General features: G+C 71.1%; 14 protein-coding genes and 1 riboswitch. Of the genes, 10 read left to right on the top strand and 4 right to left on the bottom strand.

The genetic code is table 11. The annotated features are described in order from the left end of the window. The first annotated feature begins 12 nt into the window (after window positions 1-12). From LXT23_RS46950 to LXT23_RS46960, 3 genes are read left to right on the top strand one after another with little or no spacing between them, the layout of a single operon-like run. Window positions 13-900 carry an aldolase/citrate lyase family protein gene (locus LXT23_RS46950; RefSeq protein WP_253987073.1) on the top strand — a complete coding sequence of 296 codons (888 nt, stop codon included), beginning with the start codon at window positions 13-15 and terminating at the stop codon, window positions 898-900. Next, on the top strand, window positions 897-1424 hold the full coding sequence (locus tag LXT23_RS46955) for a MaoC/PaaZ C-terminal domain-containing protein (RefSeq protein WP_253987074.1): 528 nt from the start codon (window positions 897-899) through the stop codon (window positions 1422-1424). The genes LXT23_RS46950 and LXT23_RS46955 overlap by 4 nt, the downstream gene beginning before the upstream one ends. After that, window positions 1411-2412 carry an NAD(P)H-quinone oxidoreductase gene (locus tag LXT23_RS46960; RefSeq protein WP_253987075.1) on the top strand — a complete coding sequence of 334 codons (1002 nt, stop codon included), beginning with the start codon at window positions 1411-1413 and terminating at the stop codon, window positions 2410-2412. The genes LXT23_RS46955 and LXT23_RS46960 overlap by 14 nt, the downstream gene beginning before the upstream one ends. Window positions 2413-2424: 12 nt before the next feature. Here the strand turns inward: LXT23_RS46960 and LXT23_RS46965 are convergent, their stop codons facing one another. After that, on the bottom strand, window positions 2425-3531 hold the full coding sequence (locus tag LXT23_RS46965) for an ornithine cyclodeaminase family protein (protein WP_253987076.1): 1107 nt from the start codon (window positions 3529-3531) through the stop codon (window positions 2425-2427). A gap of 232 nt (window positions 3532-3763) precedes the next feature. On the opposite strand from LXT23_RS46965, the gene LXT23_RS46970 reads away from it, so the two are divergent. From LXT23_RS46970 to LXT23_RS46985, 4 genes are all read left to right on the top strand, one after another. Further along, entirely contained in the window at window positions 3764-4801 is a 1038-nt protein-coding gene (locus LXT23_RS46970; RefSeq protein WP_253987077.1) for a putative zinc-binding metallopeptidase, read from the top strand. A 2-nt stretch (window positions 4802-4803) separates the two neighbouring features. Further along, the gene (locus LXT23_RS46975) at window positions 4804-5829 is read left to right on the top strand and encodes a D-alanine--D-alanine ligase family protein (protein WP_253987078.1); all 1026 of its coding nucleotides are present in this window, start codon (window positions 4804-4806) and stop codon (window positions 5827-5829) included. A 55-nt stretch (window positions 5830-5884) separates the two neighbouring features. Beyond that, a riboswitch (guanidine-III (ykkC-III) riboswitch) is annotated at window positions 5885-5944 on the top strand. A gap of 17 nt (window positions 5945-5961) precedes the next feature. Then, window positions 5962-6291 (top strand): quaternary ammonium compound efflux SMR transporter SugE, encoded by a 330-nt coding sequence (gene sugE, locus LXT23_RS46980; protein ID WP_253987079.1) that lies wholly within the window; start codon window positions 5962-5964, stop codon window positions 6289-6291. A 141-nt stretch (window positions 6292-6432) separates the two neighbouring features. Beyond that, window positions 6433-6750: a hypothetical protein gene (locus LXT23_RS46985; RefSeq protein WP_253987080.1), complete on the top strand. Its 318-nt coding sequence runs from the start codon at window positions 6433-6435 to the stop codon at window positions 6748-6750. A gap of 11 nt (window positions 6751-6761) precedes the next feature. Here LXT23_RS46985 and LXT23_RS46990 read toward each other — a convergent pair whose 3' ends face one another. Further along, complete coding sequence (locus tag LXT23_RS46990; protein WP_253987081.1) at window positions 6762-7109, bottom strand: response regulator; 348 nt, start codon at window positions 7107-7109, stop codon at window positions 6762-6764. Window positions 7110-7364: 255 nt separating this feature from the next. Further along, window positions 7365-8360: an alpha/beta fold hydrolase gene (locus LXT23_RS46995; RefSeq protein WP_253987082.1), complete on the bottom strand. Its 996-nt coding sequence runs from the start codon at window positions 8358-8360 to the stop codon at window positions 7365-7367. 251 nt (window positions 8361-8611) lie between these two features. On the opposite strand from LXT23_RS46995, the gene LXT23_RS47000 reads away from it, so the two are divergent. After that, on the top strand, window positions 8612-10144 hold the full coding sequence (locus tag LXT23_RS47000; protein ID WP_253987083.1) for a methyl-accepting chemotaxis protein: 1533 nt from the start codon (window positions 8612-8614) through the stop codon (window positions 10142-10144). A 3-nt stretch (window positions 10145-10147) separates the two neighbouring features. Here the strand turns inward: LXT23_RS47000 and LXT23_RS47005 are convergent, their stop codons facing one another. After that, entirely contained in the window at window positions 10148-11665 is a 1518-nt protein-coding gene (locus LXT23_RS47005; RefSeq protein WP_253987084.1) for an MFS transporter, read from the bottom strand. A 215-nt stretch (window positions 11666-11880) separates the two neighbouring features. On the opposite strand from LXT23_RS47005, the gene LXT23_RS47010 reads away from it, so the two are divergent. Both LXT23_RS47010 and LXT23_RS47015 read left to right on the top strand, forming a co-directional pair. Beyond that, window positions 11881-12879, top strand: a complete 999-nt coding sequence (locus LXT23_RS47010) for a polyprenyl synthetase family protein (protein WP_253987085.1) — start codon at window positions 11881-11883, stop codon at window positions 12877-12879. Further along, a complete protein-coding gene (locus tag LXT23_RS47015; RefSeq protein ID WP_256561867.1) occupies window positions 12876-13472 on the top strand; it encodes a GbsR/MarR family transcriptional regulator in 597 nt (198 codons plus the stop codon). The genes LXT23_RS47010 and LXT23_RS47015 overlap by 4 nt, the downstream gene beginning before the upstream one ends.

Here is a 13472-nt window from a genome sequence, read left to right on the forward strand (position 1 = left end):
AGCGGAGGCGCCATGTCGTTGCCCATTCCCTGCAGGACCTTCCTGGTGACGCCCGCGCTGGACCCGTCGCGCTTCGACAAGGCGGCGTCGGTCGGTGCCGATGTCGGGCTGCTCGACCTGGAGGACGGCGTGCCCGCGGCCCTCAAGTCCGAGGCACGCCAGCTCGCGATTGAACACCTCCACCGGTTCCGTCGCCTGCACGGCCCCATGGCCTTGCGCATCAACAGCCTGCGCACCGAGCACGGCCTGCGGGACGTCCTGGCCCTGCTGGAGGCCGGAGTCCAACCCGACGCCATCCTCCTGCCCAAGGTGGAGTCCGCCATGGAGCTGCAGCAGCTGGACGAGCTGCTCGGCACGCGCATCCCGGACGCGGTGCTGCTGGCCATCATCGAGACGCCACGCGGCGTGTCGGCGGTGGACAGCATCGCCAGCGCGACGCCGCGGCTCCACGGCCTCATCTTCGGCGCCGCGGACCTGTCGTCACAGATGGGGGTGCCGCTCACCTGGGAGCCCATGCTGTACGCGCGCTCGCGCATCGCCATGGCGGCGCACCTCGCCGGGCTGTCCGCCATCGACTCGCCCTTCTTCGACCTGGAGGACCTCGCGGGCCTCGAGGAGGAGACGCGCCGCGCGCGCACGGTGGGCTTCACCGGGAAGATCGTCATCCACCCGGACCAGGTGGACACCATCCACGAGGCGCTGCGCCCCAGCGCCCTCATGGTGGACCACGCGCGCCGCGTGCTGGCCCAGGCGGATGACGGCAAGGGCGGCATCCACGTCGTGGGCGGCAACATGATTGGCCCGCCGCTGGTCGCCGCGGCGCGGCGCGTGCTGGCCAGCGTGCAGCTCGAAGCAGCGCCCGTCCCCCTGCGGACGCGGACCGGGAGTGGAGACACATGAAGAAGATGGTTACCGCCCACAAGAAGGTGGGCAAGCAGCGCTACCGCGAGACGCACGGCCTGTACTTCGAGGACTTCGAGGTGGGCGACGTGTTCGAGCACCGGCCCGGACGCACCCTCACGGACGTGGACAACATCTGGCAGTCGCTGCTGAGCCTCAACACGCACCCGCTCCACATCGACGCCGTCTACGCGGGCAAGACGGAGTGGAAGCAGCCGCTGATGTCCAGCCTGGTGACGCTGGCCATCGTGGGGGGCATGAGCCTCAACAGCACCAGCGCCAAGGGAGTGGCCAACCTGGGCTGGGACAAGATCCGCCTCACCGCCCCGGTCTTCGTGGGTGACACCATCTACGCGGAGAGCCGCGTGCTCGCCAAGCGCATGTCGAAGTCGCGCAAGACGCAGGGCGTGGTCTCCGTGGAGACGAAGGGCGTGAAGGCGGACGGCACCGTCTTCATGACCTTCGAGCGCACCTTCCTCGTGCCGCTGCGCAAGCACAGCGTGGACGCCGATGCGAACTACTGACGCGCCGATGCGAGCCGTGGTGCAGGAGTCCTTCGGCGGCCCCGAGGTGCTGCGCATCCGGGAGCTGCCGCGTCCGGTGCCGGGGCCCCGGCAGGTGCGCGTGCGGGTGCGCGCCTCCGCCCTCAACCGGGGTGACACGGTGCTGCGCAGCGGGGGCTTCCCCCTGCCACCCGGCGTCGTCTTCCCGAGCCTGGGCGTGGAGGTGGCGGGAGAGGTGGAGGCCTGTGGCGAGGAGGTGCGGGGCGTGGAGCCGGGCCAGCGCGTCTTCGGGCTGGTGGACGGCGGGGGCTACGCGGAGGCGTGCCTCATCGAGGAGGGGATGGCCATTCCCATGCCGGACGGCTGGTCCTTCGTGGAGGCCGCGGCCACGCCAGAGGCCTACTTCACGGCGCACGAGTCCCTGCTGGAGCTGGGCGGCCTGCGGGCGGGCCAGTCGGTGCTCATCCACGCGGGAGGCAGCGGCATCGGCACCGCGTGCATCCAGATTGCGCGCGCGGTGGGGGCGCGGGCGTTCTTCACCGTGAGCACCCAGGAGAAGCTGCGCGGGTGCCTGGCGCTGGGCGCGGAGGCCGGCGTGCTGCGCACGGAGCGGGACTTCGCCACGGAGCTGCGGGCCCTGACGGACGGGGCCGGGGTGGACGTGGTGGAGGACTTCGTCGGTGGCGCGGCGCTGGCGCGCAACCTGTCCATCCTGAAGTTCGGCGGGTGCCAGCTGCTGGTGGGGCTGATGGACGGGCAGAGCGCGGACCTGGACATGCGGCAGGTGGTGCTGCGGCGGCTTCAGCTCAAGGGCATGGCCATCCGGCCGCTGCCGCTGGCGGAGAAGGTGGCCCTCACGCGGCGCTTCCGCGAGCGGTGGCTGCCGGAGCTGGTGGCCGGACGCGTGCGCGCCGTCGTCGACTCCACCTTCCCGATGGAGCGCGTCGCGGACGCGCACCGGCGGATGGAGTCCAACGCCAGCTTCGGGAAGATCGTCCTGGAGGTGTAGGTGAGGCGGCCGTCAGGCGCTGACGGCGCGGCGGACTTCGAGCCGCTGCGCCGGCGCCTGAGGGGGGCCGCGCAGGAGCGCGTACGGGTCCAGCGCGTCGCCGCCGATGGTCTCCAGGGCCACGGGCGTGCCCAGGCCCAGGTGCTCCGCGTGCTTCAGCAGCAGCGCGGTGACGACCTGGTCCTCGAGCGCGTAGCCGGTGGAGTCGAACACCGTGCTCTTGTGGCGCCAGGCCTCGTAGCGGTCCGGGTGCTTCATCAGCGTGACGAGGTCCGGACCGATGAGCTCGGGGGCGAGCTGCTGGCACTCGCCCTCGACGCGCGCCTGCTCCAGGTAGTCGGGGCACACGAGGCTGCGCTCCAGGAGGGCGCGGGGCAGCTCCGTCTTGCCCGGCAGGTCCGAGCCCACCGCGTTGATGTGGACGTGGGGCTTCAGCTCATGGCCGGAGATGACGGGGCCGGCGCCCACGCCGACGGTGGTGGCCGTGCAGATGATGTCGGAGTGGGCTTCCACCTCGGCCAGCGTCGCGGGGCGCACGTCCAGGCCCAGGAAGGCCGCGCGGCTCGCGAAGGACTGCAGGGCCGCCGGGTTGGTGTCGTAGGCCAGCACCTGCTTCAGCGGGAAGAGGCGGCTGATGGCGTGCAGCTGCGTGACGGCCTGGGCTCCGGCGCCCACCAGGCCCAGCACGGTGCTCCGGGGCGAGGCGAGGCAGCGGGTGGCCACCGCGGAGGCCGCGCCCGTGCGCAGCGCCGTGGCGAAGACGCCGTCCATCAGGGCCAGCAGGTGGCCCGTCCGCACGTCATACAGGCTGTTGGTGGCGATGATGGTGGGGAGCGCCTGCTGGTCGGGGTTGAGGGGGCTGTAGCCCACCATCTTCACCGTCACGGTGTGGCCGCGGTGCATGACGGGCATCCACTCGAGCACGCCGGGCTGGACGGGGTGGTCCAGCAGGAAGCCCTCGCGCTTGCGCACCTCGGTGGTGCTCGCGTCGTAGGTGCGCAGGGCCTCGGCCAGTGCGTGGATGAGCTCGTCCATGAGTGCATCCAGACCCATGGCGTCTACGATGGCGCGCAGGTCGGACTGCGTGACCAGCAGCGTCCGCGTCGCGTCGGTCTTCACTTTGGAGTCGCTCCCGGTTGATTCGCCTTTTTCGAGACTATCACGCGGTGCCCCGGGAAGCGTGAAACTCATGTTGATACCGTGAGACTGAAACATCTGGACAAGTATGGGGTGGTGGGCGGGGGCCCGCCCGCCTGGCTGCTCCGCATCCCAGAGCGGGCTGTCCGCGCGCCGCCGCGCTCCTTATCTAGAAGACGGCATGCTGACTCCGCCTTCTCACCCTGGCTTGCCGATGCGCGAGAAGCATCCCGCCCAGCAGGGAGATGGGCGAGGACGGCTGCCTCCGCACCGCGAGCGGCTCCTGCAGGCACGCATCAAGGACCTGGCGCTCCGCCTCGCGGGCACGCAGCTGGAGCGGCAGATTGCCCAGCTGCACGCGGAGCTGGAGGCGCGCGGCATCTCCTTCAAGCCGCAGTGCTACCTGTCCGACGAGTGGGGCTGCCCCTCCGGCGTCCCCGTCATCGGCGTCCCGTTCTACCTGGCGGACGCCGACCTGCACTCCATCGAGGAGGAGCTCGGAGGCGGCGCGGAGACGGAGGCGGAGATTCTCATGTACCTCCGCCACGAGGCCGGCCACGCCTTCAACTACGCGTACCGCCTCTACGACACGGACGAGTGGCGGAAGGTCTTCGGCGACTACTCGCGCCCCTACCGTGACGACTACAAGGCGCGGCCCTTCTCGCGGCGCTACGTCCACCACATCTCAGGCTGGTACGCGCAGAAACACCCGGACGAGGACTTCGCGGAGACGTTCGCCGTGTGGCTCACCCCCGGCGGCGACTGGCGCAAGCGCTACCAGGGCTGGGGCGCACTGAAGAAGCTTCAATACGTGGAGGACATCGTCGCGCGGCTGGGCCGCGAGCCGCCGCCCGTCCAGCTCTCCACGCCGGACCTGACCACCGAGGAGATGGAGGGCACCGTCCTGGACCACTACCGCCAGCGCGAGCTGGACGAGAAGGTGGACCTGGAGCTGCGGGATGCCTTCGACCAGTCGCTGGAGGACATCTTCTATGGCCCGGGAGAAGCCTCCGCGCGCGCGGAGACGCTCGTCCGCGCCGAGCGCCAGCGCCTGCTCTCGACGGTGGCCGACTACACCGGCGTGAGCCGCAGCGTGGTGCGGGCGCTGCTGGACCACCTCGCCGAGCGCGCCGCAACGCTGGGCCTCACGCTCCATCCGGACGACAGCCGCGAGGCCGCCGTCCGCATCGCCTCGCTGGTGACGGCGCTGGCGATGAACCACCTCTACACAGACCGCTTCTACGAGGAATGACCATGACGGTTGGCTCCCTGCGCATCGCGGTCCTCCACTACCAGCCCAAGGGCGAGCCGCCCGACTCCGTCGTGGGCCAGGTGCGCGCCGCCCTCGAGGAGGGTGGCCACACGACGGTGGACCTCGCCGTGGACGAGAGCGTCACCGACCTGCTGCGCAAGGTGACCTCGAGCGGCGCGGACCTCGTCTTCAACATCTGCGAGACGTTCGCCGAGGACTACCGGCTGGAAGTCAACGTGGCCGCGGTGCTGGAGCTGGCGCGCGTGCCCTTCACGGGCTCGGGCACCGCCGGCCTGCTGCTCGCGCAGGACAAGATCCTCGCCAAGCAGCTCCTCCAGTTCCACTCCGTGCTCACGCCGCGCTTCGCGATGTTCGACGGCGACTCCTTCCAGACGAAGGGCGACCTGAAGTTCCCGCTCGTCGTGAAGCCGGCCCGCTCGGACGCCTCCATGGGCCTGGGCGTGGAGAAGGACCTGGAGGGGCTGGCGCGTCGCGTGCGGCTGATTCGCGAGGAGTACGACGACGAGGCGCTGGCGGAGGAGTTCATCGAGGGGCGGGAGATCTACGTGGGCGTGCTCGGGGACCACGCCGCGCCGGAGGTGCTGCCGCCGGTGGAGCTGGACTTCGGGAAGAAGTGGAGCCGCAAGCGGATGAAGATCGCCAACCGGGAGGTGAAGTTCGGCCCGGAGACGGCGGGCAGCCCCAGGCTGGTGATGCCCCATGACCTGTCCGACGAGCTGCGCGGCCGCATCGAGCGCGCGGCCGTGACGGCCTTCCGGGCCCTCAAGCTGCGCGACTACGCGCGCATCGACTTCCGCGTGTCCAGCCACACCAACGAGCCGTACCTCCTGGAGGCGAACCCGAACCCCTACCTGGAGGCGCAGTGCGAGGTGGCCATGGGCGCGCGCGAGCGGGGCCTGTCCTACGCGGCGCTCGTGCAGCGCATCGTGGCGGTGGCTGCCCGCCGTCACGGCCTGCATTCGGGCGGGAAGGCCACCCCCGCGCCCCAGCCCGTGCCCGTGCACTGAGGAAGTTGAAGAGGGCAGGGCAGGGCGTTATAGCCGCACCCGTCCGGGTGTTCATGACGAGCGCGCCGGGCCCGGACGAGGTGCGCCGTACCCGGTCAGGACAAGACGACGCATTCACGGGAGTCGTTCGTCATGGCGTGGGTCCTGCTGGTTGTCGCCGGGCTGCTCGAGGTCTGCTGGGCCATCGGGCTGAAGTACACCGAGGGCTTCACCCGCCCCATCCCGAGCCTCCTCACCGGAGGCGCCATCGTCGCCAGCATGGTGCTGCTGGGCATCGCCGCGAAGACGCTGCCCATCGGCACCGCCTATGCGGTGTGGGTCGGCATCGGGGCCCTGGGCGCGGCCGTGCTGGGGATGGTGCTCTTCCACGAGCCCGCCACGCCGCTGCGCATCTTCTTCCTGTCGCTGCTCCTCGTCGCCATCGTCGGCCTGAAGGCCACCAGCGGCGGCGCGGAGCACTGACGGAAGTCGCCTCCGGAGCCGGAGGTTTTTTCAGCCCGGGAGCCCTCATTTTCTACTGCCTGGCAACGAGCCCCGGCTCCAACAGTCCGATTTCTCTCAGAGGCGGATTGGCACGCGAACTGCTTTGGGCAGCAACCGCGAATGAAGTCTCCGAGGAACATCCACCGGCCGTACACCGTCGAGATCGTGGCTGAGGCCTGGGGTCAGGTCGCACACCTTCCGACGAACACCTACCGTGCCCTCCAGGCACGGCTGGAGCTGGTGGCCGCGCAGGCGCAATCCTCCGGGGAGGGCATCCTGTCGGACACGCCCAGCTTCCAGGTGGAGGGGCTGACCGTCCACTACGCGGTGGACTCGCGGCGCCGGCTCATCCAGCTGCTGGAGGTCTCCCGCGAGCGGAGCCGCCCGCCCGCGAGCACCTCCAGCGCAACGGAAGAGCCGACGTCGCGCGGAAGCTGAAGCTCAGGCCCTCAGGCCGCGGGCCGTGGGGCGAACTCTCCCACGACGTTCATCAGCCGGCCCAGGTCCAGCGGCTTGGGAAGCACCGCCCGGAGGGGCATGCCGTCCGGGAGGTTGCGGCGGCCCGTCACGGCCACCACCGTCACGCCTTCCAGGGCGTCCTGCAGCTGCAGGAGGCGCATCAGCTCCTCGCCTCCCATCACCGGCATCATCCAGTCCAGCAGCACCACGCACGGGCGTGGCAGCTGGCTGAGCGCCAGCAGGGCCTCGCGCCCGTTGGCGGCGGAGGAGACCTGGTGTCCCTTCGCCCTCAAGTACTCCGTGAGGCTGTCCCGCGTGTCCTCGTTGTCTTCGACCACCAGAATGTGAACGCACCTGAGACTCATGATTGGCCGGAGCACGGCACGGCCCGCGCCCCATCTCCTCTCCCCCACCCCGACGCCCCCGACTGCCGCGAATTTAGGGAGGGCATTTCAAGAGGCGAGCCACGGCCACGCGGCCTCGGTCCTCCCGCCGCATGGCAGGCGGACGAGCACGGCCAGGCGGCGGCGCGTGCATGACCGCTGGCTCCCGCAAGGCCCGGCACGCGCCTTTTCCGGTGGGCACTTCCTTCTTCACGGTGTGGCGTCGTCGGAAGCAGGTGGGGGAGGCGCGGGGATGGGCTGTGCGGGGCGCTGGCCCTCCGCGAGGAACTGGCGCACCTCCGCGGCCGTGCGCACGGGGTCCTCCTCCATCGGCACGTGGCCCAGCTCCGGATAGACGACGCTGCGGGAGTCGGGAATGTCGCGGTCGAAGCGCTCGCCGTACCTCGGGAGGATCCACGCATCCCTGCCACCCCAGAGGATGAGAGTGGGGACGCGCAGCTCGCCCAGCCTGCGCCACAGCCCATTGTCCGCGCCGGCCCGCAGGCGCTGGCGCGTGGCGGCACGGTTGCCCTCGCGCAGCAGCAGCGCGTGGTACCGGTCCACGCTCTCGTCCGTCACCTTCGAGGGGTCGCCGTACACGCCACGCACGTTCCGGTCGATGACCCAGCGGGGCGTCACCAGGGAGAACACTTCTCCGAGCACCGGCGTGCGCGCCAGCCGGAAGACCCAGGGGGACGGCTCGTCGCGCGGGTAGCCGGCCGCGTCCACCAGCACGAGCCGCTCCACGCGCTCCGGGTAGAGCAGGGCGTAGTGCCAGGCCACCGCGCCCCCCATGGAGTTGCCGGCCAGCGCGAAGCGCTCCAGTCCCAACCGCGCACGGAAGGCGTCCACCACCGCTGCCATGCCTTCATACGTGTAGCGCCCCTTCGCGTCCGGACCTGTGAGGCCATGGCCCGGCAGGTCCAGGGTGATGACGCGGTGGTGGGCAGACAGCTCACGCACCCAGCCCTCCCACGTGAAGAGAGAGGCATTGGAGCCATGCAGCAGCACCAGCGCCGGGCCCTGGCCCTGGTCCCGGTAGTGGACGCGCAGACCGTCCACGTCGACGAAGCGCGAGGGCGGCGTCGCATGGCGGGCCTCCAGCTCCGAGGCCGGCACGTCCGCGCGCACACCCGCGGCGAGCGCAACCCCCACTCCGAGTAGTAGCACTGCGATGCCGACGAGGACCTTGCGCCTGCGAGCCATGGACGCTCCCTTGGACGGTGCAGCCAGAGCGGAGGATAGGCCTGGAGCGTTCAGCGCGTGTAAGGGATTGCCACGACTCGAAAGTGGGGGCTCCCACGGCTCCGGCATGTAGGGTTGCGTGGCTTGAGCGGGAGTGTTCACAATGGGCGACCTCTCTGGATTCTCCAGGGGGTCTTCATTTCCTGTTCTTGGCCTGGAATGGGACGGCTCGCGCCGAGCGTGCGGGCCCGCCAGGCCTTCCCCGTGCCCGGATGCGAATCTCCCTGACCCAGAAGATCACCCTGGCGCCGCTGCTGGTGGCGCTGTTCTTCACCGTGCTGTCGCTCGCGTACATCATTCCCCGGATGCACCAGTCGTTCGAGGCGCAGGGCCGCGAGATGACCTCGGCGGTTCCCACGGTGGTGGCGTCCACGCTGGCGGACCTCCTGCGCAGGGGTGATGCCTCGGCGGTGCAGACCTCGCTGGACGCCGTGGCGCGCGACGGGAAGCTGGCCTACGTCGCGGTGCTGGATGCGAAGGGCGCGCTGGTGGGGGTGGCCGGCAAGCATGCGCAGGCCCTGCGGGACCAGCGCGACCGGCTGGCGAAGGCGAAGAATGGCTCCGTCGTGCGGGTGTCCGGTGTGGAGCTGCTGGACATGAGCGCGTCGGTGCCTGGCGACCTGGGGCAGGTGCACGTGGGCTTCGACCGCACGGAGGCCATGGGCCGGGTGGAGGGCGTGCTCTCCAAAGTGCGCCTCGTGCTCGTCGCCGCGCTGCTGCTGCTCACGGGGGCGGCCTACGCGCTCAGCCGCAGGATTGTCGCGCCGCTGAACCAGCTCACCAGCGCGGTGCAGCGCATCGCCGAGCATGGCGACCTGCGCGAGACGGTGCGCATCGACACCACGGACGAGGTCGGCCAGCTCGCGCGCGCCGTCGCGTTGCTGGTGGGCAAGCTGAAGGAGCTGCTGCACCAGCTCCAGTCGTCCACGGAGCTGCTGAGCGACTCGGTGTCGGGGCTCAACGAGTCCGCCGAGCAGCAGAACCAGATGGTCTCCCGTCACGCCGTCGCGCTCCAGGAGACGCAGGTGACGGCGCAGGAGATCCGTCAGACGGCGATGATGGCGTCGGACTCCGCGGAGTCCGTCATCCAGGTCGCCGAGCGCGCCGAGGCCCTGGGCCGCACCGGCGAGGAGGCGGTGGCCGAGAGCATCGACGGCCTGGTGGACCTGCGCGCCCAGGTGGAGCAGATCACCGAGCGCATCATGTCGCTGGGGGAGCGCACGCAGCAGATCAGCGGCATCACCGAGACGGTGAAGGACCTGGCGGACCAGTCCCACCTGCTGGCGGTGAATGCGGCCATCGAAGCGGCGCGCTCGGGAGAGCACGGCAAGGGCTTCGCGGTGGTGGCGCGCGAGATTCGCGCGCTGGCGGACCAGTCCATCCGCGCCACCAACCAGGTGCGGCAGATCCTCTCCGACATCAGCGAGGCGATCGCCGGCACGGTGGAGATCACCGCCGCGGGCACCCAGCGCATGGAGGCGGGGCTGACGCAGGTGCGCACGTCCGGGGACACGCTCAAGCAGCTCACCGCCATCGTCAACGACAGCACCGTGGCCGCGCGGCAGATTGCGCAGACGGTGAGCCAGCAGGCCACGGGCATCGAGCAGATCTTCACCGCCGTCAACGAGCTCAACTCGCTGATGGGGGACACGGTGAAGCGCATCTCCACCACCAGCGACTCGGCGGTGTCCCTGAAGATGCTGTCCGAGCGCGTGTCCCAGGTGGTGAGGGCCTACCGCATCTGACGGTCAGCGCTCGGTGTCCGCCGTGCGGGCCTCGGCCAGCGCGGGTGCCGGGCGCAGGCGGGGCAGCAGCCGGGACACCAGGGCGCCCACGGACTGCACCGGGCGGGCGCCGGGCTCGGGGACGCGCGCGGCCAGCAGCCCCGCGCCCAGCCGCGCCACCGACGACAGCACGAACAGCACGTGCAGGTTCACCCAGACGTGGTTGCCCAGCACGAACTGCGCGGGCAGCGCGGCGGCGATGGCGCCTCCCACCGCGGCGGCCGCCGAGTAGGCCAGGCCGCCCGCCGTCGCGAAGGCGGCGAGGTAGAAGGGGCGCCCCTTGCGCGGGGCCACCGCGAGGGGCAGCGCGAAGATGGCCAGGCCATGGCCGCTCCACAGGGCGCCGGCCAGCACCACGTCGAACAGCAGCGGCCACAGCGTGCCCGCGGACGGCAGCAGCCACAGCACGGGGATGACGCTGATGCCCAGCGAGCACGCCATCAGCACCGGCTGTGCGCCCACCTTGTCGATGACGCGGCCCCACAGCGGCGCGGTGAGGATGCGCATCCCCGCCACCGCCGCGGCGTGCAGCGCCATGATGACGAAGGTCATCTTGAGGTTCTGCAGGCTGTGCAGCGCGAAGAAGGGCGCGGACACGCCCACCGCCGCGTTCCACGCCACCTGGTAGTGCAGCACGCGCCGGGCCAGCGGGTCCTTCAGCGGAATCAGCGCGCCCTTCAGCTCCAGGCGCGGCGTGGTGCCCGGCGGGGCCGGGTCATGCTGCGCGGCCATCAGCAGCGTCGTCACCACGCCCATGGCACACGCGCCCAGGGCGAGCAGCGGCAACCCCAGCCCCACGCCCGCGGGGGCGCGCAGCCGGTCCATCAGCAGCCCCGCGGTGAGCGACGCCAGTGTGCCCGCCAGCGTGGTGAGCGCGGTGCGCCGGCCGAAGAAGCGGCCCCGCACGGAGCGCGGCACCAATTCGCCCATCCACGCCACCCACGCGTTGTTGCCCACCACGCCCAGCAGGGCCGAGGCGCCGGCCACCGCCAGGAGCAGCACCTGCTGCGAGTGGAAGGACAGCCCCAGCCAGGGCAGCACCGCCAGGGGGAGCATCACCAGGCGCGACAGGCACACCGAGGTGAGCGCCACCCGCCTGTGCCCGAAGGTGGACGTCAGCCACGCCGCTGGGAACTGCACGAACTGGGCGAAGAAGGGCAGGGCGGTCATCACTCCCACCAGGAAGGGCCCCAGTTGCAGGGCAATGGCCCACGCCGTGAGCACCGTGGCGCCCGCGCATGCCGTGAAGACCTCCGCGAACATGCCCTCCACCACGGACGTGCCCAGCGTCCGCCGCAGCTGGCCCGTGGCCGCCCTGGCGCCAGGGGCCAGGGCACCAGGCCCCGGCCCATCCACCGGCGGCGCGCCCAGCAGCGGCGCGGAGGAGCCGGGCAGGGACGTGCCCGGGCGGAACAGCGGGACGGCGGAGGCGAGCGAGGCGAAGCTGCTCAGGACGTGACGGCGGATTCCGGCGGGGCGCAACGCGGTCCTTCTTCGGGAGCGACGGGGCCCCAGGTCTGTCGCACGGCGCACGGGGGGCCCTCAATGCGCCCCCCGGTGAACCCGCCACGCACGCCCGCCCCACGGCCGGGCACCCCCCGCCTATCCCACACGCCCGCCCGCCTGGAGGGGGACGCTGGATTCAGGTGCAGTTCACGCGGTCTTGAACTATATGAACGGGCGAGGAGAGGGCGCACATGGAACTGGCTCGGGAGCTGACGGACTTTCTGGGGGCGGTGGAGCAGCGGCTTGGCAGCACCCTGGTGGATGGCAATGCCGGTCCGGACGTGAAGGGCGACACGCTGATGGAGGCGGCCCGTCACCTCTGCCTCGGCAGCGGCGGCAAGCGCGCCCGTCCCATGCTGGTGCGCCTGTTCGGCGGCGCGGTGGGCGTCCCCGCGGAGCGGCTGGTGGACGTGGCGGTGGCGTCCGAGCTCATCCACTCCGCCAGCCTCCTGCACGACGACGTGGTGGACGCGGGCATGTTCCGCCGCGGCCGGCCCACGGTGAACGCGCGCTGGGGCAACATCGTGGCGGTGATGAGCGGCGACCTCATCCTCTCCACCGGCCTGCACCAGCTCTCCATGCTGGATGCGCGGCTGACGCGCAGCGCGCTGTCGGTCGTCTCGGAGATGACGCGCGCCGCTATCGCCGAGGTGGAGGCCCGGGGTGACCTGGACCTGCCGCTCAACCGGCTGCGCTTCATCGCCGAGGGCAAGACGGGCTCGCTGTTCGGCTGGTGCGGCAGCGCCGCCGCCACCCTCGCGGAGAGCCCCGAGGCGGTGGAGCGCTTCGACGGGTTCGGCCGTCACCTGGGCGTGGCCTTCCAGATTGCCGACGACATCCGCGACATCCTCGGCACGGACGTGGGCAAGCCGCGTTACGCGGACGTGCACTCGCGCACGCCGTCCATGCCCATCCTCCTGGCGGTGGCCAAGGAGGAGTCCCTGCGCCGCAAGCTGAAGGACGCGTGGGCCTTCTCCACGATCACGCCCGAGCGCACCAAGGAGATTGGCGCCGCGATTGAGGCCACGGGCGCGGTGGAGGCCTCCATGGCGCGGATGAACGTGGAGATTGAAGCGGCGCTCGACAAGCTGGGCCGCTTCGCGACGGAGCCCGCCGGACAGGAGCTGGTGGGCTGGGCGCGCAAGCTGTCCGCCGGCATCGCCGAGCAGGTCCAGGGGCGCGCTGCATGAAGGGCTACCTGTGGACCGGGGGGCCCGGGAGCCCAGCATCCGAAGTGCCGGCCGTCGAAGGAAGGCTGGCGCCGTGGGAGGCCATCGCGGTGGACGCGGTGGGCAACGTCATCGAGTTCTGGGGCTTCAAGCGCAACCAGGGGCGCGTCTGGGCCCTGCTGTACCTGCGCGGTGAGCCCCTGACCGCTGGAGAAATCGAGCGCGAGCTGGACCTGTCCAAGGGCGGCGTCTCCATGCTGCTCCGGGACCTGGAGCGCTGGGGTGTCATCCAGCGGGTGAGGCTGCCGCAGGACACCGCGTGGCGCTACGCCGCGGAGACGGACCTGGTGCGGATGGTGACGCACGTCATCGAGGAGCGCGAGGCGGGCTTCGTGGCGCGCATCCGCGCGGACCTCGCGGAGGCGCGGCGGCTGGCCGGGGCCATGAGCGACATCCCGCGCGAGCGGCTGGCCCGGCTGGAGAAGATGACCACGCTGGCCGAGCACGTGGAGCGCGCGCTGCGGCTGTTCATCAAGACGTCCCGGCTGGACGTGTCCGGAGTGCTGGCCGTCTTCCGGGACGAAGGCACACCGTCTCGCCGCGAGAAGCGGTAG

It is taken from the genome of Pyxidicoccus xibeiensis, assembly GCF_024198175.1.
In the GTDB taxonomy this organism is placed as follows: domain Bacteria; phylum Myxococcota; class Myxococcia; order Myxococcales; family Myxococcaceae; genus Myxococcus; species Myxococcus xibeiensis.